The following is a 21,625-nucleotide window of genomic DNA, read 5'->3' as shown; positions in this document are numbered from 1 at the left end:
GCTGTTCGTTTAAAAATTTTCAAAAAGAATTTTCGAAGATCTTTAAAGCACTATTTAATTATCAAGGTTCATTGTTTGTCTTTGTCATTCGCTCTCTCGCGACGACTTGACTATCTTATCATATCTCTTTTATCTTGTCAACAACTTTTTTCAAATTTTTTAATTTGTTTTTTAGTTGTTATTTTGATAAAAGAAAACGGAGAAAGAGGGATTTGAACCCTCGCGCCGGTCACCCGACCTACACCCTTAGCAGGGGCGCCTCTTCAGCCACTTGAGTATTTCTCCGCGCCTCATTCGCGACGCATGACATATTATACTAACAGGTTGCGTAATTGTCAATAGTATTTTTGATTTTTTCTTTCACAATTTCTGCAACTTCTGTCGTCTTCAACATCTTGTATTCATCGTATGTAATCGGTTCCAGATAATGTACCTGTACATTTACATTTTCCGTAGAGCCGGTATCGAATGCTTTATAAGAATCAATAATGGCTACCGGTACAATGGGGCATTTTGCCTTCATGGCACATTTAAATGAACCACCTTTGAATTCCCCTAGTTCATTTCCATCTCTGGATCTGGTACCTTCCGGGAAGATCAGAAAGTTTCTGCCTGCTGCCACATCCTGGCTCACCTGCTGAATCACCTTCATGGACTGACGCACATCTTCTCTGTCCAGTGCATAAGCTCCGATGATCTGAAAGACCTGTTTTAGGAAAAAGATGTCTTTCAGTTCTTTCTTCACAACAACAGAAAACAGACGCGGACAGGTATCAATGATTGCCAGCACGTCATAAAGTCCTTGATGATTTGGATAAAACATAAAACTTCCGTCACGCGGGATATGTTCCGTACCATATGCTTTTACCGTCACATTGCCGCCCGCATTGGCATGTGCTACGATTTTTTTCAGCAGTGCCAGCTTTTTCTCCTCCGGTATGCTGTCCGTATGGGCCGCATACCAGAGAAGCTGACAAAACCAATATGGAACAAAGATGATATTACGGAATACCATCAATAAGATTCTTTTCATTCTTCAGACTCCGTTTCTGACTCTTCCATGGATTCTGCAGACTCTTCAAATCCATCCTCCAGGTCATTATCCTGAGAAACTTCCTGTCTTACCTTTGCAATATTGGCTACCTTGATGCCTTCTTCCGCCTTGATGTCCATGAGTTTCACACCGGAGGTAATTCTCTTAAGAAGAGAAATATCATCACAGCCGGTGCGGATTACGATTCCCTCATTGGTAATCATCATAATCTCATTGCCGTCATTGACTGCCTTGGCACCGATCACACAGCCGGTCTTATCCATAATCTTATAGCACTTCAGACCTTTACCGCCACGATTCTGTACATGGAATTCAGAGGTTAAAGTTCTTTTTCCGTATCCATTTTCAGAAACAATCAGAAGATACTCGCCCTGACGGTCAAGCTGCATGGCAACCACTTCATCATCTTCATCCAGATTCATACCGATAACACCCATGGAAACACGTCCTGTCGTACGTACATCGGTCTCATGGAACCGGATACTCATACCATTCTTCGTAATCAGAATCACGTCGTCATTACCATCGGTGATCTTCACCTCAATGAGCTCATCACCTTCACGGAGACTGATAGCCAGAAGACCTGTCTTCCGGATGTTGGAGTAATCCTTCATCTTCGTCTTCTTCACAATGCCGTCTCTGGTAGCCATAATGAGATAATTGGTTTCATCCCACTCTTTTACCGGAATGACTGCAGAGATCTTCTCACCTGGCTGCAGCTGCAGAAGGTTGATGATGGCAGTTCCCCTTGCGGTTCTTCCTGCCTCCGGAATCTCATAGGCCTTCATACGGTATGCCCGTCCGAAGTTGGTAAAGAACATCAGGTAATGATGCGTCGTGGTCATGAAGATCTCTTCAATAAAATCTTCATCCAGTGTCTGCATACCTTTAATGCCCTTGCCGCCGCGGTTCTGGCTGCGGAAATTATCTACGGTCATACGTTTGATATATCCCAGATGAGTCATGGTAATGACAGAATCACTGACCGGAATCAGATCTTCCATACTCAGATCAAACTCATCATAACCAATCTTGGTTCTCCGGTCATCTCCGTATTTATCAGAGATCAGCATAATTTCCTCGCGGATCACACCGAGAAGCTTCTTCTCGTCCGCCAGGATGCCTTTCAGGTAATCAATCCGTGCCATCAGATCTTCATACTCTTTCTCAATCTTGTCGCGTTCCAGACCGGTCAGTGTACGCAGACGCATATCAACAATGGCCTGTGCCTGTACATCATCCAGTGCAAACTCCTCAATCAGGGAAGCTTTTGCAATCTGAACCGTCTGCGAACCGCGGATAATCTGGATCACACGGTCAATGTTATCCAGCGCAATGAGCAGACCTTGTAAGATGTGGGCACGCTCTTCCGCTTTATTCAGTTCGTATTTGGTTCTTCTCGTTACAACATCTTCCTGATGTGCCAGATAATACTGCAGCATCTCCAGAAGGTTTAATACTCTTGGTTCATTATTAACCAGAGCCAGCATAATAACACCAAACGTATCCTGCAGCTGTGTATGCTTATACAGCTGATTTAAAATCACATTTGGATTCACGTCTTTTCGAAGCTCGATATTGATTCTCATGCCTTCACGGCTGGACTCATCGGCAATATGGGTAATTCCGTCAATTCTCTTGTCTTTTACCAGCTCCGCAATCTTCTCAATCAGGCGGGCTTTATTAACCATATATGGAATCTCGGTGACAACGATCCGATTCTTTCCATTTGGCATGGCTTCAATGTTGCTCACGGAACGTACCCGGATCTTTCCACGTCCGGTTCTGTAAGCTTCGTTGATTCCTGCTGTACCAAGGATCTCCGCACCTGTCGGAAAATCCGGTCCCTTTACAATATCCAGCACTTCATCAATGCCAGTTTCTCTGTCCTCTTCAATACGATTATCAATAATCTTTACTACCGCACCAATAATCTCCCGCAGGTTATGAGGCGGAATATTAGTCGCCATACCAACGGCAATACCGGAAGTTCCATTTGCCAGAAGGTTCGGATATCTGGACGGCAGTACCGACGGCTCTTTCTCCGTCTCATCAAAGTTCGGTACAAAGTCAACCGTATCTTTGTTAATGTCTGCCAGCATCTCCATGGAAATCTTGCTTAAACGTGCTTCGGTATAACGCATGGCAGCTGCACCGTCACCATCCACAGAGCCAAAATTTCCATGACCGTCTACTAACGGGTAACGGGTGGACCACTCCTGTGCCATATTAACCAGAGCTCCATAGATGGAGCTGTCTCCATGGGGATGATATTTACCCATGGTATCGCCGACAATACGGGCGCATTTTCTGTGAGGCTTATCAGGTCCGTTATTCAGTTCTATCATAGAGTAGAGCACACGGCGCTGCACCGGTTTTAAACCGTCCCTGACATCAGGAAGCGCTCTGGACGCGATGACACTCATTGCATAATCAATGTAAGAGGTCTCCATGGTCTCTTTTAGATCTACTTCATGAATTTTATCAAAAATATTATCTTCCATCATCTAATCCCCATATTCAGATTATATATCAAGATTCTTTACGTACTTGGCATTGGCCTCGATAAATTCTTTTCGAGGCTCCACTTTGTCTCCCATCAGGGTAGTAAAAGTAAGATCAATTTCAGAGGTCTGCTCCTCATTCATGGTAACCCTTAAAAGTACACGGCGCTCAGGATCCATGGTTGTCTCCCAGAGCTGCTCTGCATCCATCTCTCCCAGACCTTTGTAACGCTGAATCTTGTTGTTCTGATCGCGGCCGATCTCCGTCAGAATATCATTTAGTTCTTCATCACTGTAGGCATACCATACTTTTTTGTTCTTTTCAACCTTGTACAGAGGCGGCTGTGCCAGATACACATATCCCTGACGGATCAGCTCCGGCATAAACCGGTATAAGAAGGTTAAGAGCAATGTACTGATATGGGCACCGTCCACATCGGCATCCGTCATAATGATGATTTTGTGATATCTCAGTTTGGAAAGATCAAAATCTTCATGAATGCCGGTACCAAATGCCGTAATCATAGATTTAATCTCTTCATTTCCGTAAATACGGTCAAGACGTGCTTTCTCCACATTCAGAATCTTGCCTCGAAGCGGCAGGATTGCCTGGGTATTCCGGTTACGGGCCGTCTTCGCAGAACCGCCTGCGGAATCTCCCTCTACGATGTAGATCTCGCAGTTTACCGGATCCTTATCGGAACAATCTGCCAGTTTTCCGGGCAGTGCAAACGTATCAAGGGCAGATTTTCTTCTGGTCAGATCTCTTGCCTTTCTGGCCGCCTCACGGGCTCTCTGAGCCAGAATAGACTTATCAAGGATCATCTTTGCCACCTGCGGATTCTGCTCCAGATAAACCGTCAGACGCTCGGATACAATGCCGTCTACCGCACTCTTTGCCTCCGTATTTCCAAGGCTGTGCTTGGTCTGTCCACCGAACTGGGGCTCACTGATCTTGACACTGATAATGGCTGTCAGCCCCTCACGGATATCTTCTCCTGAAAGGTTGCTTTCACTGTCCTTCAGAAGTTTATTCTTTCTTGCATAGTCATTAAATGTCCTGGTCAGGGCATTCTTAAATCCGGTCAGATGAGTTCCACCTTCATGGGTATTAATATTATTTACAAAGCTGTAGCAGTTCTCAGAATAGGAGTCGTTATGCTGGAACGCTACTTCCACCTGCACACCATCCTTCACGCCCTCGCAGTAAATAATGTCATCATAGATCGGTGTGGTACTCTTGTTCAAATACTGTACAAACTCCTGAATGCCGCCTTCATAGTGGTACACCTTGGAAAGTACCGGCTCTACCCTCTCATCGGTCAGAGTAATCTTAAGTCCTTTGGTCAGAAATGCCATCTCACGCAGTCTGGTCTGCAGTGTCTTGAAATCGTATTCTGTCACCTCAAACATGGTCTCATCCGGAAGGAAGCTGACCGACGTACCAGTCTTACTTGGAAGACAGGTACCAACCACTTCCAGCGGATAACATACTTTGCCTCTCTCATACCGCTGTTTATAAATCTTTCCTTCGCTGTAAATGGTAACTTCCAGCCAGTCAGAAAGAGCATTTACAACAGAAGCTCCTACACCGTGAAGACCTCCTGATACCTTGTATCCTCCACCGCCAAATTTTCCACCGGCATGCAGCACGGTAAATACAACTTCAACTGCAGGTTTTCCTGCTTTATGGTTAATACCCGTAGGAATTCCACGGCCATCATCTTCTACCGTGATCGAATTGTCTTTATGAATGGTTACCTGTATATGGGTACAGTATCCTGCAAGAGCCTCATCAATGGAATTGTCCACAATCTCATATACCAGATGATGAAGGCCTCTGAAAGATGTATCATCAATATACATTCCCGGTCTCTTTCTGACTGCTTCCAGTCCCTCCAAAATCTGAATTTGATCTGCTCCGTATTCGTTATTCATTGATCCGCCTCCTGTTAATTCTCCACAGTTACAGTTCCGCCTATAACTTTGTAAATCCTGTTAACCGCAAACCGATGATTGATAAACTCATCCAGTCCCGTACAGGTAATTAATGTCTGTATATTTTCAATGCTGTTCAGTAAGTAGTTTTGCCGTCTTCCGTCCAATTCAGACAATACATCATCAAGAAGAAGCACAGGAGTATCCCCTGTCCTTCTTTTTACCAGTTCAATCTCCGAAAGTTTCAGTGACAGTGCTGCCGTCCTCTGCTGGCCCTGAGAACCAAATTTTCGGATATCAATATTATTTACCATAAACGAAAGATCATCTCTGTGAGGACCCGTTGTCGTTGTCTTCTGCCTAATATCCCTGTCAAGATTTTGTTCCAGCATACCGGCAAAATTCTGTTCCGTCACATTAGCCTCATATTCCAGAACCATATGTTCCTGTCCGCCTGACAACCGTCCGTGAATTTCTCCCATGATCTCATTCAGCTCACCAATAAACGCCTGCCGTCTTCTTATGATCTCTCTCCCGTATTTTACCAGCTGAAGATCCAGAATTTCAAGCACTTCCCGATAATCCGGATGAAAATGAAGTTCCTTTAATAGTTTGTTTCTTTGAAGGACTGTCTTATTATAGTCTGACAAATCATGAAGGTAGACTTTATCTAGTTGACATAATTCCGAGTCAATAAACCGCCTTCTTTCAGATGGACCGTTCTTTATAATGCACAGGTCTTCCGGCGAGAAAAACACGAACTGAAGAAGCCCGAAAAGCTCACTGGCCTTCCGGATCGGAACCCCATCAATGGCAATTCCCTTTGTTCTGTTTTTTCTCAGATGAATATCGATCTTATGTTCCAGTCCCCTTTTTTCCAGCAGGGTACAGATATGTGCTTCTTCTTCTCCGAAAAGAATCAGTTCCCGGTCTTTGGCATTTTTGTGGGATCTGGTTGTCCCGCTGACATATACCGCTTCCAGAATATTGGTCTTTCCCTGGGCATTATCCCCATAGAAAATATTGGTTTTCGGATCAAAATCCAGATTCAGTGAACTGTAATTCCTATAATTCTGGAGACTGATGGCTTTTATGAACATATATTCGCGTAACCACTACTTTACGATATGGATGGTTTCCCCTTCAAAAGTCACCACATCACCATCATAAAGTTTCTTTCCTCTCTGAACTTCCGTTTCTCCATTGACTTTTACAAGTCCGTCCTGAATGACCAATTTTGCATCCACACCGGAACCAACCAGTCCGGCTGCTTTCAATGCCTGGCCAAGTTTGATAAATTCATCTCTTAATTTAATTTCCTGCATGTTTTTCCATCCTTAATTTGCTGAAGCATTAAAGTTAACCGGAAGAATCAGATAAATATATTTCTGTTCATCATCCCTGATATAGCAGGGAGCTTTCGGATTTACCATATAGATTGTAATATTTTCGTCATCAATGACACGAAGTGCATCAATAAGGAATTTCGGATTGAATCCAATCAAAATATCTTTTCCTTCTTTCTGGATATCAATCTCTTCTTTCATGGAACCCAACTGAGAGTTGATGCTGATCTCCATATCTTCATCAGTAATTCTGAAAATAATAGGTTTTTTGTCACCTTCTTTTACAAGAAGAGTGGCACGGTCAATACAGCTTAACAGTTCTTTTTTATTGATCACAAATTTTGTTTCATAATCACTGGAAAGCATCTGGTTAATTTTGAAATATTCTCCCTCGATGAGACGGGAAACAACCATTGTATTATCAAATTCAAAAACGATATGATTTCCGGTAAAGAAAATACGTACTTCTTCATCGGTTTCACCGGAAAGAATTTTGCTGACTTCCTGTAAAGATTTACCAGGAACAATCACTTTACGATCCGGATAGGAATCTTTCAGTTCAATTTTGCGGATAGAAATACGATGTCCGTCAAGAGAAACAACTTTGAATTCATTATTATGAATTTCAAAAAGTTCGCCGGTCATCAGTTTGTTATTATCATTATCTGCAATAGAAAAAATAGTCTGACGGATCACTTCTTTCAGCGTGAACTGAGAAAGTGAGATGAAATCTGTTTTTTCAATATAGGGAAGATAGGAAAAATCTTCACCGGACTTACCGGAAATATGGAAATTGGCTTTTTCACAGGTAATGGAAATCTGATAATTGCTGTCTGTATCGATGGTGACATCATTGTCTGGCAGTTTACGTACAATCTCAGAAAATACTTTCGCATCAATCGCAACAATTCCTTTTTCAAGAATTTCACCTTCTACGATAGTTTCGATTCCAAGTTCCATATCATTTGCAGTAAATTTAATCTCACTGGCAGATGCATCTATAAGTATGCATTCCAGAATGGACATCGTTGTTTTAGAAGGAACTGCTTTGGAAACAATGTTAACTCCTTTGAGGAGATTTGCTTTAGAGCAGATTAATTTCATGTGTATAACTCCTTTCGTGGGTGTATCTGTTTTTTTATAGTGTAAATCAGTCTTCATAGCCGTAGGGGCTGTGGATTTGTGAATAAGTCATACAAGCCCTGTGGTTAAAGGATTTCAGGTAAAAAAACAGGTGTGGAAATCTGAACATAAGCATGTGAAAAAACGGAAAGTTATAAACAGCTTCGAAAAAATTGTAAACTTCTCCACATTCTGTCTACATGATATTCACATGAAAATGTTAATAAAAATCTGAGTTTCTTCCTATTAAATAGAAAAGGGTATAAAAGATCAGCCGGAACTGAGCTTTTTCCGGATGGTATCGATATTGCTTTTTAAGGATGTATCACCGGCAGCCAGCTTGTCACGGACTTTGTTGTCACCACTGATAATCGTGGAATGATCACGGTTTCCAAGTAAAATGCCGATGGCCTTATAAGAGGTATCTGTGATTTCCCGGCAGAGATACATGACGATCTGTCTGGGAACTACAATTTCAGAGTTTCGTTTTCCACCGATAATATCATTGGAAGAGACACCGTAATGTTCAGCTACTACATCCAGAATTACCTGAGGCGTTACTTCACGTTTACTGTTGGGGGAAATGATATCTTTCAACACTTCTTCCGCCATGGAAATGGTGATTTCCCGGTTTTCCAGATTAGAAAGAGCAACCAGTTTGTTGAGCGCTCCTTCCAATTCACGGATATTGGATTTAATGTTGGTGGCAATGTAACGGATGACTTCGTCATCAATATTATAACCGTCCAGTTCTTCCTTTTTACGGAGAATGGCCATTCTGGTCTCATAATCCGGTGAGGAAATATCAGCAATCAGACCCCATTCAAATCGGGATTGTAATCTTGCTTCCAGCGTTTCCATATCTTTTGGCGGACGGTCACTGGAGATAATGATCTGTTTATTGGCACTGTGAAGTGCATTAAATGTATGGAAAAATTCCTCCTGCGTACTTTCTTTTCCAATAATGAACTGAACGTCGTCGATCAGAAGAACATCAATATTCCGGTATTTTTCACGGAATTTGGTCATACTGGTGTTGTTTCCGTTTCGGATGGAATCAATAAGTTCATTGGTAAATACTTCAGAAGTCACGTAAAGAACCTTTTTGGTCGGATCTTTCTGAAGAATATAATGGGCAACAGAGTGCATCAGATGGGTTTTTCCAAGTCCAACGCCTCCATATAAAAACAGCGGATTGTACTCTTTTCCCGGAGATTCCGCAACAGCAACGGATGCTGCATGGGCAAACCGGTTATTACTTCCGATAACAAATGTATCAAATGTATATTTTGGATTCAGATTGGTTTTCTGATCATCCACAGGTACGGGAGTAGGCATCTTCTTTGCAGGGGGAACATAGGCTGTTTCCCTGGAAGCTTCGTCTTCCGTAATGATTTTTATCTCATATTCTTCTCCCATAGCTTCCGCTACAGCGACATAAAGAAATGTTTTATATTTATTTTCCACATAAGTGGCAGCCTGTTCAAAGGGAGCGGTGATCTTAAGGACATGATCCTCAATTCGGAATACTTTCAGCGGCAGCAGCCATGTCTTAAATGCTACATTCGACAAATCATTTTCCTGCCGGATAGTCTGCAGGATTCCGTCCCATTTTTTAGTTAACAGTTCCAGTTGTGTATCCATATCCCTTATCTCCCAAGTTGTTGATAAAAAGAAATGCCATGGTGTGGAAAACTCAGAAAAACAGGATTTTCCAACCTTAGTGTGGCTACTCTCTCAAGGTAAATAATACAATAAATCAGCTGAGATAGCAAGCCAAAACGGGGAAAAAGAGGTTATATACACAAATTATCCACAAGTTATCCACAAAAATGTGGAAAACTTTTAAAAAAAGAAAAAATGCCGGATTTGCTTGACTTTCCGGCATTGTCTGCGTATAATTGAGACAGTGTTTTTTAACATATGGTAGTATTGGAATAAGTAAGGAGGTGCCCGATAATGAAAATGACATTTCAGCCGAAGAAACGTTCCAGAGCGAAGGTTCACGGATTCAGAGCAAGAATGAGTACTCCTGGCGGAAGAAAAGTTTTAGCAGCCAGAAGATTAAAAGGAAGAAAGCAGTTATCAGCGTAGGCCGCATATATGTGGCCTTTTCTTCTAGGCATTTATAAGGAGTATCAATGAAATTTTCAGAATCATTGAAACGAAATGCTGATTTCCAGAACGTTTATAAGAACGGAAAATCCTATGCAAACAGGCATCTTGTTCTTTATGTTCTGGACAATCAGACCGGCCATAACCGGCTTGGAATATCTGTCAGCAAAAAAGTGGGAAACAGCGTGGTCAGACACAGAGTGACCCGGTTGATCAGAGAAAGTTACAGACTACACGAAGACATGTTCAATAGTGGTTTGGATATGGTAGTAATCGCAAGGAAAAGTGCAAAGGATAAGAACTGTCAGGATATTGAAAGTGCACTTCTTCACTTGGGAAAACTTCACGGAATATTAATATGAAAACAATTTTAATCGAACTGATACGATTTTATCAGAAATATTTATCACCGTTAAAAAGCACAAAATGCCCTTATATACCAAGCTGCTCCCAATATGGTCTGGAAGCTGTCCAGAAATACGGAGCACTGAAGGGCGGTTTACTTGCATTATGGCGGATTTTAAGGTGCAATCCCTTTTCCAAGGGAGGATATGATCCGGTTCCATAGACTGAAGGAGGATTATTTTGACAGGTATTGTATTGACCCAGAGTGGTACGTTTATTATTGGGGATATTGCGCGCATTCTTGGATGGATCATGAATGTGCTCTTTAATTTTCTGGATCAGGTATTCGGAATCCAGAATATAGGTTTATGTATTATTTTATTTACGATTATTATCTATCTTCTGATGTTGCCGCTGACGATTAAGCAGCAGAAATTCTCCAAATTTTCTGCAAAGATGAACCCGGAATTAAAAGCAATTCAGAAGAAGTATGCAAATAAAAAAGATGAGATGTCCATGCTTGCCATGAACGAAGAGACGAAAGCGGTCTATGCAAAATATGGTGTTTCGCCGACAGGAAGCTGTCTGCAGCTTCTCATCCAGATGCCGATCCTGTTTGCACTGTATCAGGTAATCATGCGTGTACCGGCATATGTGGACGGTGTTAAAAATGTATTTACCGAGTTGGCAACTGAGATCATGAACACCGCAGGCGGTGTGGAGTTCATGCAGGAACTGAGCCAGAACGGTGCAATGACGGCTTATATTGGAAAAGATTTTACTCAGACTAACACGGTTATTGATATTCTGTATCGTCTGCAGGAGACAGGAAAAGCAACCTGGACGATGCTGGCAGATCAGTTTCCGAGTATGGATGCGCTGATCGAAAGTACTCATGCATCAATCAGTCATCTGAATGATTTTATTCTGATTAATATTGCAAACTCACCGATGAACATGATCAAATCCGGATTGAGTACAGGACAGTATCTGATGGTATTTGGTGCAATCCTGGTTCCGGTACTGGCAGCACTGACTCAATGGCTGAATGTGGCAATGATGCCACAGCAGACTTCCAATGATCCGAATGACACCATGGCTTCTACTATGAAATCCATGAATATTATGATGCCGCTGATGTCTGCATGGTTCTGTTTATCACTTCCTGCAGGTATGGGTCTCTACTGGATCATGGGTGCTGTAGTCAGAGGTATTCAGCAGTTCCTGATCAACAAACATCTGGATAAGATGGATATCGATGCTATCGTTAAGAAAAATATTGAGAAGAACGAAAAACTGCGTGAGAAAAAAGGACTTCCGCCTCAGAAAGATGTAAATCTTGCAAAAACAAATATGCGTGCATATGATTCCGAGAAAAAGAAAAATCATATGACTGAGGAAGAAAAGAAAGCGGCTATGGAGATAGCAACGAATTATTATAAGAATGCAGACAAGCCGGGAAGTCTTGCGTCAAAGGCAGATATGGTAAGAAAGTTCAACGAGAAGAGCAAAAAGTAAGGAGGAGAAACCGGGATGGAGTACAGAGAGTTTACGGGGAAAACAGTAGAAGATGCTGTAGTAGAAGCAGCAGTTCAGCTTGGAACAACTTCTGACAGAATGGAATATGAAATTCTGGAGAAAGGAAGCAACGGATTCCTTGGAATCGGAAGCCGACCGGCAAAAATCCGCGCACGCAAGATACTGGAAACCGCAGAGCGTGCAGAACAGTTCCTGGCAGATGTTTTTGATGCAATGGATCTTAAGGTAAACATCACGACTGAGGAAAATAAAGAAGAGCATACCATGGACATTGATTTGTCTGGAGATGACATGGGAGTTTTGATTGGTAAGAGAGGTCAGACACTGGATTCGCTTCAGTATCTGGTAAGTCTGGTGATCAATAAGGGTGAGGAAGAATATATCCGTGTAAAGGTTGACACTGAGAACTATCGTCAGAGAAGAAAAGATACTCTTGAGAATCTTGCAAAGAATATTTCTTTCAAGGTTCGCAGAACCGGAAGACCGGTAACACTGGAACCGATGAATCCTTATGAGAGAAGAGTCATTCATTCCGCTCTTCAGAACGACCGCTATGTGGAGACCCACAGTGAAGGTGAAGAACCGTTCAGAAAAGTAGTAGTCAGTCTGAAAGAAGGAGTTCAGCCGAGAGATAATAATCGTTACCGCCGATACGGCAATGGTTCCGGCAAACGAAATTTTAACAATAAAAACAGAGACAATAAAAGGGGAGGAGGACGCGAATAAGCGTCCTCTTTTTGGTGAAAGGGCATGTACAGAGAAGATACGATTGCGGCTATTGCAACCCCGGGTTCCGGATCTGGTATTGGTGTGATCCGAATCAGTGGAGAAAATGCCATTGAAGTAGCAGATAAAATATTTCAACCGAAAAATAGGAATAAGCGTCTTCCAGAACAGCCGACTTATACAATTCATTACGGAAATATTGTGGACGGGGATAAACTGCTGGATGAAGTCATCGTACTTCTGATGCGTGGACCGCATAGTTATACAGCTGAAGACACGGTGGAGATTGATTGCCATGGCGGTACATTTGTTATGCGTAAAATTCTGGAACTGGTGATCAGAAATGGTGCGCGTCCGGCGGAACCGGGAGAATTTACGAAGCGTGCATTTCTGAATGGCAGAATCGATCTTTCTCAGGCAGAAGCTGTCATGGATGTGATCGAAGCCAAAAATAATTATGCGCTGCAAAGTTCTCTTGGCCAGCTGAAAGGTTCTCTTCTGGAAATGATCCGGGAGATGCGTGAAAAGATTCTTTATGAAATTGCTTATATAGAATCCGCACTGGATGATCCGGAACATATCAGTCTCGATGGTTATCCCGTGGAGCTTGGGGAAAAAGTGGATAACCTTCTTAAAATTGCCGGGGATCTGTTGAAATCTTCTCAGAATGGAAGAGTACTTCGGGAAGGAATCCGTACAGTCATTGTCGGTAAACCAAATGCAGGAAAATCTTCTCTGATGAATGTGCTGGTAGGAAGCAACCGGGCGATTGTAACGGACATGGCAGGTACAACCCGTGATATCCTGGAAGAAGAGATTCAGTTAAAGGGCCTGAATCTGAATATTGTGGATACGGCGGGAATTCGGAAAACTGATGATCCAGTGGAAAAAATCGGTGTGGAACGTGCAAAAAAAGCAATGCTGGATGCGGATTTAATTCTGTATGTAGTTGACAGTTCGGCTGATCTGGATGAAAATGATGAGGAGATTATTTCATTCCTTCAGGATCAGAATGCGATTATTCTTCTGAATAAAGCGGATCTGCCATCAGCGCTTACTGTGGAAAAGATGCAGGAGCGGTTACAAAAACCGACGGTCAGCATTTCCGCACGGGAAGAAACAGGGATGGATGAATTATCAGATCTGATTGAGCATATGTTTCTGTCTGGTGAGATTTCTTTTAATGATCAGGTGTATCTGACAAACATGCGCCATCAGGCAGCAATGGAACAGGTACAGTCCAGTCTTATGAAAGTAAAAGAAAGTATCTCACTTGGTATGCCGGAAGATTTCTTCTCTATAGATCTTATGGATGCATATGAAGCACTGGGATCAATCATTGGAGAGTCTGTAGGTGAAGATCTTGTAAACGAGATATTCAGTAAATTTTGCATGGGAAAGTAGGTACAAATTGAAATGCCTTTTTTGGAAGAAAATGTAGATGTAGTAGTAGTCGGCGCAGGACATGCAGGATGTGAAGCAGCACTGGCATGCGCCAGACTCGGACTTGAGACGGTCATTTTTACAGTGAGCGTAGACAGTATTGCACTGATGCCCTGTAATCCTAATATTGGAGGAAGCTCTAAAGGACATCTGGTTCGGGAACTGGATGCACTGGGCGGTGAGATGGGAAAAGTTATCGACCGCACGTTTATTCAGTCTAAAATGTTGAATGTATCAAAAGGACCGGCTGTTCATTCACTCCGTGCACAGGCGGACAAGGCAGAATATAGTCGTGCCATGCGTCAGGTGCTGGAAAACACGGATCATCTGAGTATTGTACAGGGTGAAGTGACCGAAATAATGGTCGAGAATGGAGCTGTCACGGGTGTCAGACTATATTCTGGTGCTATTTACCATGCGAGAGCGGCAATTTTGTGTACCGGAACTTACTTAAAAGCACGCTGTATTTACGGTGATGTCAGCAATTATACCGGTCCTAACGGTCTGCAGGCAGCCAATTATTTGACGGATTCTCTGAAAAAACTGGGAATTGAGATGTTCCGGTTCAAGACCGGTACACCGGCCAGAATCGACAGCCGTTCTATTGATTACAGTAAGATGGAAGAACAGTTCGGAGATAAGAGAGTGGTTCCTTTCTCCTTTACAACAGATCCGGAATCTGTGCAGATTGAGCAGGCATCCTGCTGGCTGACTTATACCAATGAAAAAACACATGAGATTATCCGTAATAATCTGGACCGTTCACCGCTTTATTCCGGTGCTATCGAAGGAACTGGTCCGAGATACTGCCCATCTATCGAAGACAAGGTAGTACGTTTTGCAGATAAAAACCGTCATCAGGTATTCATTGAACCGGAAGGCCTCTATACCAATGAAATGTATGTGGGTGGTATGTCCAGTTCTCTTCCGGAAGACGTACAGCATGAAATGTATCATTCGGTTGCCGGACTTGAGCATGCAAAAATTGTAAAGAATGCATATGCGATTGAATATGACTGCATTAATCCGCAGCAACTGTATCCGACACTGGAATTTAAGAAAATACATGGTCTGTTCAGTGGTGGTCAGTTTAATGGAAGTTCAGGTTATGAAGAAGCTGCCAGTCAGGGACTGATCGCCGGTATCAATGCAGCCTTGGAAGTGCTTGGCCGTGAGCAGATTGTCATTGATCGTTCTCAGGGATATATTGGAGTTCTGATTGACGATCTGGTGACGAAGGAAAACCATGAACCATACCGTATGATGACATCCAGATCTGAATACCGCCTTCTGCTCAGACAGGATAATGCGGATCAACGTTTGACTCCGCTCGGATATAAGGTAGGATTGATCAGTGAGCAGCGTTATCAGCATTTGCTCACAAAAATGAATTTGATTGAGAAGGAAAAGCAACGTCTGGAAGAGACGATGGTTGGTGGCTCAAAGGAAGTTCAAACATTTTTGGAGAGACATGAGAGTACTACACTGAAGACAGCTGCTTCTCTGGCTGAAATCTTAAGACGTCCAGAGATGAAATACGAGTATCTGAAAGAAATAGATCCGGAGAGGCCGGAACTTTCGTGGGATGTCTGCGAGCAGGTGGAGATTGATATTAAATATGACGGATATATCAAACGCCAGCTGAAACAGGTGGAACAGTTTAAAAAGCTCGAAGAAAAGAGACTTCCGGCTGATATAGATTATAAAGAGATCAAGAGTCTTCGTATAGAAGCAGTACAGAAACTTGAATTATGTAGACCTGTGTCTGTAGGACAGGCATCAAGAATATCCGGAGTATCTCCGGCGGATATTTCCGTGCTTCTTGTATGGTTGGAACAGCATAGAGTCAAAAAACAGTAGGATAATAGGTGTATGGAAAGAGAAACAGCATATATTATTGACGAAATGCATAAGCTGGGAATTTCGCTGACTGAGCAGCAGAGTGAGCAGCTCTACGAATATTACAGACTGCTTGTAGAATGGAACAGCTTTATGAATCTGACGGGAATTACAGAGTTCTCAGAGGTCGTGCAGAAACATTTTGTGGACAGTCTGTCGATTGTGAAGGTAAAAAATATGAATGATGTGGATAACCTTATTGATGTAGGTACCGGTGCCGGATTTCCCGGTCTCCCACTGAAGATTGTATTTCCACATCTTAAGGTAACTCTTCTTGATTCTTTGAATAAGAGAATTGATTTTTTAAATGCAGTGATTGAGAAAACCGGACTGACCGGAATCGAGACGATTCATGGAAGAGCAGAAGATTTTGCGAAACCGGGACTGAAACGGGAAATTTATGATCTCTGCGTTTCAAGAGCCGTAGCAAATTTGGCAACTTTGTCAGAATATTGCCTTCCTTATGTAAAGATTGGTGGAGAATTTATTCCCTACAAGTCCGGAGAAGTAGCTGACGAGCTTCAGGATGCGAAAAGTGCCGTCTTCTTACTTGGAGGAAAAGTGGAATCTTGCGAAAACTTTGATTTGCCAGGTTCAGACATTCATCGTTCTTTAGTGCGAATCAAAAAAGTGGGAGGATGTCCGAAAAAATATCCCAGAAAAGCAGGAATGCCGTCGAAGGTGCCGCTTCACACGTAAAAAATGAGAGTAACAGTTTATAAAAGGAACCGCTTTCGCTAATTCCTCTTATAATCTGTTACTCTTTTCATTTTCATATGTAGTTGCTTTTTAGATCTTATCACTTTTTTTACAGTTGATAGAGATACAAACGGATATACTTCACAATTTCATCTGGTGCCTCTAATTGCGGAAGTTTTCGTACATAATCCATGTATTCTACTTCGATAGCCGGATTATAGTACTGATATTCTTTGATGGTTTTGCGAATATCAGGAAGTTCTGCACTTGCCAGAATATGAATATTTTTATTAATTGACTTCAGAGAACGGACAATGTTGACATTAGTGTATCTTCCTCTCTGACTCACATAGAGATTCTTGGCAAAGAGACCGCCAAGATGTGCTGATTCATAGTAATAATCGACCAGTGCTTCCGGAATCTTCTCTTTATCGTAGAAATAATCTTCTTCAAAGCGTTTTTCAAAGCATTTTTTTGTATTCAACTTATTATAAATGAATGTGCCGATGATTTTCAGCTTTAAAATCAGGCATGCAGTCTTCGTTCGTTTGGACGGAGCTTTCCGAAAGGCTTTTATACTGTCCGGATTGATCAAAATCAGTTCTTCAAACACATTTTCATTGATCCCGCAGGATTCCAACAGGAAGGAAGCAGATTTTCCAGTAGCAACAACACTGGTCTTTTGCTTAATGATGTCGTGAATAAAATCATTGATCAGCTGTGTATAAATATGGTTTGTATAAGTAATTCCGGTATGTTCCGATAATCCGCAGCCGAGCAGATCCACTGCATATACGGTATTTGTTTTTGAAAGTTTTTGAATGATACTGCTCCATTCCACAGAAGAACTTCCAGACTCCAGATCATGAATCAGAAAGATTGGATGTCCTTCTCCGGTTACCCGGTATGCGATATCACCGAATCTCCAGTGATAAGTTTCATGATGATGTTCTGCCAGTAGATTTTTCGATGTGGCAAGTTTTTCAATGACCTTATTAAATGTAAATAAAATTCCGAGTGCACTGGTAATAACAGCACTGAGAGTAATTATAATTGTAGTTTTTTTGTTTTTCAAGGCAGTCGCTCCTTTCTATATAAATATATTTTAGCTCATATCGACTGTTTCGGCAACTCTAAAGTAATGTTTCACGTGAAACATTAAAAAAAGACAGTAAATTGCCGAATCCAATGTTTCACGTGAAACATATGTGTGATATAATATCTTCGAACTAAATTATGAGCGAAGCTAAAAAAATATAAAGGAGAGCAACGTGGGACGAATAATTGCAATTGCAAATCAGAAAGGTGGAGTGGGAAAGACCACAACATCTATCAATTTGTCGGCTTGTCTGGCGGAAATTGGTCAGAAAGTGCTGACAGTCGATATAGATCCACAGGGAAACACAACCAGCGGGCTTGGTGTAGATAAAAATACAGTAGAAAACAATGTTTATGATCTGTTACTTGGAGAATGTAGTATCGAAGACTGTATTGTGGAGACTGAGATTGAAAATCAGTCACTGATTGCATCCAATGTAAATCTGGCCGGTGCAGAAATTGAACTGATCGGAATTGATGAAAAAGAGTACATTCTGAAAAAAGCATTAAATAAGGTAAGAAAACAGTATGATTTTATTATTATTGATTGTCCGCCTTCTTTAAATATGCTGACGGTCAATGCTCTTACAGCAGCAGATACGGTATTAGTACCGATTCAGTGTGAATATTATGCACTGGAAGGATTAAGTCAGTTGATTCATACCATCGAACTGGTACAGGATCGTCTGAATCCGGAACTGGAGATTGAAGGTGTAGTATTTACCATGTATGATGCAAGAACCAATCTGTCTTTGCAGGTAGTGGAAAATGTAAAAGGATATCTGCATCAAACTATTTACAAAACCATTATTCCGAGAAATGTAAGACTGGCAGAGGCACCGAGCCATGGTCTGCCTATTAATTTATATGACACCAGATCAGCGGGAGCGGAAAGCTACCGTCTTCTGGCACAGGAAGTACTTCATAAAGGAGAAGAAGAATGGCAGTAAAACGCGGCGGGCTTGGAAAAGGATTGGACAGTCTGATTCCAGATACCGGAAAAACAGCAGAAAAAGAGAAAAAAGTAAAAGTAGTAGAAAAAGTGGTCGAAAAGGTTGTGGAGAAACCCATTGAGATCAAGCTGAAGATCAATCAGGTGGAACCGAACCGGGAACAGCCGCGAAAAGTTTTTGATGAAGAATCTTTACAGGAACTGGCAGAGTCCATCAAACAGTTTGGTGTACTTCAGCCATTGATTGTACAGCAACGAAAAGACTATTATGAGATCATTGCCGGTGAAAGAAGATGGCGTGCTGCAAAATTAGCAGGACTAAAAGAAGTGCCAGTTGTTATTCGTGAAATGACGGATCAGGAGATCGTGGAGATTTCCCTTATTGAAAATATTCAGAGAGAAAATTTAAATCCAATTGAGGAAGCTGCCGCTTATAAGCGCTTGCTTACAGAATTCAATCTCAAGCAGGAAGAGGTAGCAGAGCGTGTGTCAAAGAGCAGAACCGCAGTTACTAATTCTATGCGTCTGCTCAAACTGGATGAGAGAGTGCAGCAGATGGTCATTGAAGGAATGCTTTCCACCGGACATGCAAGAGCACTTCTTACAATTGAAGATAATGACCTGCAGTTTCAGATGGCAACAAAGATTTATAATGAAAAACTCAGTGTCCGGGATGTAGAGAAACTGGTAAAGAATCTCGGAAAGAAAAAGCCGGAAAAGAAAGAAGAAAATGCACAGCAGGCAGCTGTTTTTCAGGATCTAGAAGAAAAAATGAAGGCTGCACTAGGTACAAAAGTTTCCATAAACAGAAAAAATGATCAGAAGGGTAAGATCGAGATCGAATATTATTCCATGGATGAACTGGAACGTTTGATGGAAATTTTAATGAAATAAGATAACATAAGTGAATAAGACTTAATATTTAGATAACATAACGAAGGAGAAAATGAAATGAATAGTATGATTTCAATCTTTCTGACATCCAATGGAATAGATCCATTCTATGTAAAAGCAGGAATTGTTGCCTTGATTTTAATTTTGTTTCTGGTTTTGCTGATTATGCAGATCAGACTGATGGGAAAGTTTAAAAAACTGTATCGTACTTATGATCGTTTTATGCGGGGAAAAGATATGGAATCCATGGAAGAGACAGTACTGGCGCAGTTTGAGAGAATCGAGGCGTTGGAAAAATCCAATGAAGAAAAAGACAGACAGATTGAGTCTATTTTTGAAAACCTGCAGCATGTATATCAGAAAACCGGACTGGTAAAGTATGATGCATTTCGTGAAATGAGCGGAAAATTAAGCTATGCAGTAGCACTGTTAGATAAGGAAGATAATGGAATTTTGGTTAATTCCATGTACAGCCGTGAAGGTTGCTATTCTTATGTAAAAACGATCTCGGGCGGCAAATGCAGCATCGAAATGTCTGAAGAAGAGCAGAAAGCCTTAAAAATCGCGGTAAATAAGGAAAAATTCGAGTAATAAGACCTTGCATTCTTGCCAAAGAGCAGATAATATAAATAAGATAGGTTCAAAGAGAACACAGGAGGACGTTATGTTAGATTTAAAATTTGTCAGAGAAAATCCGGATATTGTAAAACAGAATATCAAAAATAAATTCCAGGATCAGAAACTTCCGCTGGTAGATGAAGTCATCGCGCTGGATGCAGAGAGAAGAGCTGCACAGCAGGAAGCAGACCAGTTAAGAAGTGAGAAGAACAAAATTTCCAAACAGATTGGTGCTTTGATGGCACAGGGTAAGAAGGAAGAGGCAGAAACGGTAAAAAAACAGGTTGCAGCTGATGCCAAAAAACTGGAAGAACTGTCTGTAAAAGAAAAAGAACTGGATGAGAAAGTAACCAAGATCATGATGACCATTCCGAACATCATTGATCCGAGCGTTCCGATTGGAAAGAATGATACTGAGAATGTAGAGGTACAGAGATACGGTGAGCCGGTAGTTCCGGATTTTGAAATTCCGTATCATACCGAGATTATGGAGCGTTTCAATGGTATTGATCTTGACAGTGCCAGAAGAGTGGCAGGAAATGGATTCTATTATCTGATGGGAGATATTGCAAGACTTCATTCCGCAGTTATCTCTTATGCAAGAGATTTCATGATTAACCGTGGATTTACTTACTGTGTACCGCCTTTCATGATCCGCAGTAATGTGGTTACAGGTGTTATGAGTTTTGCAGAGATGGATGCCATGATGTACAAGATTGAGGGAGAAGATCTTTATCTCATCGGAACCAGCGAGCATTCTATGATTGGTAAATTCATTGATCAGATCATTCCGGAGGAGAAACTTCCGTATACATTAACCAGCTATTCTCCGTGCTTCCGTAAAGAAAAAGGCGCTCACGGCATCGAGGAGAGAGGAGTATACAGAATTCATCAGTTTGAGAAACAGGAAATGATCGTAGTCTGCAAACCGGAAGACAGTAAGATGTGGTTTGATAAACTGTGGCAGAATACTGTAGATCTGTTCCGTTCCATGGATATTCCGGTTCGTACTCTGGAGTGCTGCTCCGGTGACCTGGCAGATCTGAAAGTAAAATCTGTAGACGTTGAGGCATGGTCTCCGAGACAGAAAAAATACTTTGAAGTAGGAAGCTGCTCAAATCTTGGCGATGCTCAGGCAAGAAGACTGAAGATCCGTGTAGACGGAGAAAATGGAAAATATTTTGCTCATACATTAAACAACACTGTAGTTGCTCCGCCTCGTATGCTCATTGCATTCCTGGAGAACAACCTTCAGGCAGATGGCAGTGTTCGCATTCCGGAAGTACTGCGTCCGTATATGGGTGGAATGACAGAGATCAGATAGGAGGTAGCT

General features: G+C 41.8%; 20 protein-coding genes and 1 tRNA gene. 12 read left to right on the top strand and 9 right to left on the bottom strand.

Annotation, left to right across the window (positions count from 1 at the left end; translation table 11 throughout):
• Nucleotides 1–197 precede the first annotated feature (197 nt).
• The 8 genes from LKD36_RS15705 to dnaA form a co-directional block, all read right to left on the bottom strand.
• Nucleotides 198–285 (bottom strand) — tRNA-Ser (locus tag LKD36_RS15705).
• Between the two features lie 31 nt (nt 286–316).
• A complete protein-coding gene (locus tag LKD36_RS15700; RefSeq protein WP_308460184.1) occupies nt 317–1,033 on the bottom strand; it encodes a lysophospholipid acyltransferase family protein in 717 nt (238 codons plus the stop codon).
• Entirely contained in the window at nt 1,030–3,558 is a 2,529-nt protein-coding gene (gene gyrA / locus LKD36_RS15695) for a DNA gyrase subunit A (protein WP_308460187.1), read from the bottom strand. Before gyrA ends, LKD36_RS15700 begins: the two co-directional genes overlap by 4 nt.
• 21 nt (nt 3,559–3,579) lie before the next feature.
• The gene (gyrB, locus tag LKD36_RS15690) at nt 3,580–5,496 is read right to left on the bottom strand and encodes a DNA topoisomerase (ATP-hydrolyzing) subunit B (RefSeq protein ID WP_118771645.1); all 1,917 of its coding nucleotides are present in this window, start codon (nt 5,494–5,496) and stop codon (nt 3,580–3,582) included.
• Between the two features lie 14 nt (nt 5,497–5,510).
• Nucleotides 5,511–6,596 (bottom strand): DNA replication/repair protein RecF, encoded by a 1,086-nt coding sequence (gene recF / locus LKD36_RS15685; RefSeq protein WP_308460183.1) that lies wholly within the window; start codon nt 6,594–6,596, stop codon nt 5,511–5,513.
• A 15-nt stretch (nt 6,597–6,611) separates the two neighbouring features.
• Nucleotides 6,612–6,821 (bottom strand): RNA-binding S4 domain-containing protein, encoded by a 210-nt coding sequence (locus LKD36_RS15680; RefSeq protein ID WP_118771643.1) that lies wholly within the window; start codon nt 6,819–6,821, stop codon nt 6,612–6,614.
• A gap of 12 nt (nt 6,822–6,833) precedes the next feature.
• Nucleotides 6,834–7,946 carry a DNA polymerase III subunit beta gene (gene dnaN / locus LKD36_RS15675; RefSeq protein WP_118771642.1) on the bottom strand — a complete coding sequence of 371 codons (1,113 nt, stop codon included), beginning with the start codon at nt 7,944–7,946 and terminating at the stop codon, nt 6,834–6,836.
• A 288-nt stretch (nt 7,947–8,234) separates the two neighbouring features.
• Nucleotides 8,235–9,596 (bottom strand): chromosomal replication initiator protein DnaA, encoded by a 1,362-nt coding sequence (gene dnaA / locus LKD36_RS15670; protein WP_308460186.1) that lies wholly within the window; start codon nt 9,594–9,596, stop codon nt 8,235–8,237.
• A 327-nt stretch (nt 9,597–9,923) separates the two neighbouring features.
• Between dnaA and rpmH the strand changes: the two genes are divergently transcribed.
• Genes rpmH through rsmG form a run of 8 tightly spaced genes read left to right on the top strand, consistent with a single transcriptional unit; the run spans nt 9,924 to nt 16,730 of the window.
• Nucleotides 9,924–10,058 carry a 50S ribosomal protein L34 gene (gene rpmH / locus LKD36_RS15665; RefSeq protein WP_117500048.1) on the top strand — a complete coding sequence of 45 codons (135 nt, stop codon included), beginning with the start codon at nt 9,924–9,926 and terminating at the stop codon, nt 10,056–10,058.
• Nucleotides 10,059–10,105: 47 nt separating this feature from the next.
• Nucleotides 10,106–10,441, top strand: coding sequence for a ribonuclease P protein component (rnpA, locus tag LKD36_RS15660; protein ID WP_308460182.1), 336 nt, complete (start codon nt 10,106–10,108; stop codon nt 10,439–10,441).
• Nucleotides 10,438–10,647 carry a membrane protein insertion efficiency factor YidD gene (yidD, locus tag LKD36_RS15655; RefSeq protein ID WP_118771640.1) on the top strand — a complete coding sequence of 70 codons (210 nt, stop codon included), beginning with the start codon at nt 10,438–10,440 and terminating at the stop codon, nt 10,645–10,647. Before rnpA ends, yidD begins: the two co-directional genes overlap by 4 nt.
• Nucleotides 10,648–10,664: 17 nt before the next feature.
• Nucleotides 10,665–11,942 carry a YidC/Oxa1 family membrane protein insertase gene (locus tag LKD36_RS15650; protein ID WP_308460181.1) on the top strand — a complete coding sequence of 426 codons (1,278 nt, stop codon included), beginning with the start codon at nt 10,665–10,667 and terminating at the stop codon, nt 11,940–11,942.
• Between the two features lie 15 nt (nt 11,943–11,957).
• A complete protein-coding gene (jag, locus tag LKD36_RS15645; protein WP_118771638.1) occupies nt 11,958–12,689 on the top strand; it encodes an RNA-binding cell elongation regulator Jag/EloR in 732 nt (243 codons plus the stop codon).
• A gap of 24 nt (nt 12,690–12,713) precedes the next feature.
• Entirely contained in the window at nt 12,714–14,093 is a 1,380-nt protein-coding gene (mnmE, locus tag LKD36_RS15640; RefSeq protein WP_308460180.1) for a tRNA uridine-5-carboxymethylaminomethyl(34) synthesis GTPase MnmE, read from the top strand.
• 12 nt (nt 14,094–14,105) lie between these two features.
• Nucleotides 14,106–15,992, top strand: coding sequence for a tRNA uridine-5-carboxymethylaminomethyl(34) synthesis enzyme MnmG (gene mnmG, locus LKD36_RS15635; RefSeq protein WP_308460179.1), 1,887 nt, complete (start codon nt 14,106–14,108; stop codon nt 15,990–15,992).
• Nucleotides 15,993–16,004: 12 nt separating this feature from the next.
• Nucleotides 16,005–16,730, top strand: a complete 726-nt coding sequence (rsmG, locus tag LKD36_RS15630) for a 16S rRNA (guanine(527)-N(7))-methyltransferase RsmG (protein ID WP_308460178.1) — start codon at nt 16,005–16,007, stop codon at nt 16,728–16,730.
• A gap of 109 nt (nt 16,731–16,839) precedes the next feature.
• Here the strand turns inward: rsmG and LKD36_RS15625 are convergent, their stop codons facing one another.
• Nucleotides 16,840–17,805 carry an alpha/beta hydrolase gene (locus LKD36_RS15625; RefSeq protein WP_308460177.1) on the bottom strand — a complete coding sequence of 322 codons (966 nt, stop codon included), beginning with the start codon at nt 17,803–17,805 and terminating at the stop codon, nt 16,840–16,842.
• A 196-nt stretch (nt 17,806–18,001) separates the two neighbouring features.
• Between LKD36_RS15625 and LKD36_RS15620 the strand changes: the two genes are divergently transcribed.
• The 4 genes from LKD36_RS15620 (at nt 18,002) to serS (ending at nt 21,616) form a co-directional block, all read left to right on the top strand.
• Complete coding sequence (locus LKD36_RS15620; RefSeq protein ID WP_118771633.1) at nt 18,002–18,778, top strand: ParA family protein; 777 nt, start codon at nt 18,002–18,004, stop codon at nt 18,776–18,778.
• Nucleotides 18,769–19,674 (top strand): ParB/RepB/Spo0J family partition protein, encoded by a 906-nt coding sequence (locus LKD36_RS15615; RefSeq protein ID WP_308460176.1) that lies wholly within the window; start codon nt 18,769–18,771, stop codon nt 19,672–19,674. Before LKD36_RS15620 ends, LKD36_RS15615 begins: the two co-directional genes overlap by 10 nt.
• A gap of 57 nt (nt 19,675–19,731) precedes the next feature.
• Nucleotides 19,732–20,265 carry a DUF4446 family protein gene (locus tag LKD36_RS15610; protein ID WP_308460175.1) on the top strand — a complete coding sequence of 178 codons (534 nt, stop codon included), beginning with the start codon at nt 19,732–19,734 and terminating at the stop codon, nt 20,263–20,265.
• A gap of 73 nt (nt 20,266–20,338) precedes the next feature.
• Nucleotides 20,339–21,616: a serine--tRNA ligase gene (serS, locus tag LKD36_RS15605; RefSeq protein ID WP_118771630.1), complete on the top strand. Its 1,278-nt coding sequence runs from the start codon at nt 20,339–20,341 to the stop codon at nt 21,614–21,616.
• Nucleotides 21,617–21,625: the final 9 nt, after the last annotated feature.

The organism is Hominiventricola filiformis (assembly GCF_020686965.1).
In the GTDB taxonomy this organism is placed as follows: Bacteria; Bacillota; Clostridia; order Lachnospirales; family Lachnospiraceae; genus Hominiventricola; species Hominiventricola filiformis.
The sequence above is the reverse complement of the archived record's forward strand: the minus strand, read 5'-3'. Positions and strand labels throughout refer to the sequence as shown.

Bases quoted from the DNA above. Each gene is read 5' to 3' on its own strand.
- LKD36_RS15700 (WP_308460184.1), bottom strand. From the start codon at position 1,033: ATGAAAAGAATCTTATTGATGGTATTCCGTAATATCATCTTTGTTCCA.
- gyrA (WP_308460187.1), bottom strand. From the start codon at position 3,558: ATGGAAGATAATATTTTTGATAAAATTCATGAAGTAGATCTAAAAGAG.
- gyrB (WP_118771645.1), bottom strand. From the start codon at position 5,496: ATGAATAACGAATACGGAGCAGATCAAATTCAGATTTTGGAGGGACTG.
- recF (WP_308460183.1), bottom strand. From the start codon at position 6,596: ATGTTCATAAAAGCCATCAGTCTCCAGAATTATAGGAATTACAGTTCA.
- LKD36_RS15680 (WP_118771643.1), bottom strand. From the start codon at position 6,821: ATGCAGGAAATTAAATTAAGAGATGAATTTATCAAACTTGGCCAGGCA.
- dnaN (WP_118771642.1), bottom strand. From the start codon at position 7,946: ATGAAATTAATCTGCTCTAAAGCAAATCTCCTCAAAGGAGTTAACATT.
- rpmH (WP_117500048.1), top strand. From the start codon at position 9,924: ATGAAAATGACATTTCAGCCGAAGAAACGTTCCAGAGCGAAGGTTCAC.
- rnpA (WP_308460182.1), top strand. From the start codon at position 10,106: ATGAAATTTTCAGAATCATTGAAACGAAATGCTGATTTCCAGAACGTT.
- yidD (WP_118771640.1), top strand. From the start codon at position 10,438: ATGAAAACAATTTTAATCGAACTGATACGATTTTATCAGAAATATTTA.
- jag (WP_118771638.1), top strand. From the start codon at position 11,958: ATGGAGTACAGAGAGTTTACGGGGAAAACAGTAGAAGATGCTGTAGTA.
- mnmE (WP_308460180.1), top strand. From the start codon at position 12,714: ATGTACAGAGAAGATACGATTGCGGCTATTGCAACCCCGGGTTCCGGA.
- mnmG (WP_308460179.1), top strand. From the start codon at position 14,106: ATGCCTTTTTTGGAAGAAAATGTAGATGTAGTAGTAGTCGGCGCAGGA.
- rsmG (WP_308460178.1), top strand. From the start codon at position 16,005: ATGGAAAGAGAAACAGCATATATTATTGACGAAATGCATAAGCTGGGA.
- LKD36_RS15615 (WP_308460176.1), top strand. From the start codon at position 18,769: ATGGCAGTAAAACGCGGCGGGCTTGGAAAAGGATTGGACAGTCTGATT.
- LKD36_RS15610 (WP_308460175.1), top strand. From the start codon at position 19,732: ATGAATAGTATGATTTCAATCTTTCTGACATCCAATGGAATAGATCCA.
- serS (WP_118771630.1), top strand. From the start codon at position 20,339: ATGTTAGATTTAAAATTTGTCAGAGAAAATCCGGATATTGTAAAACAG.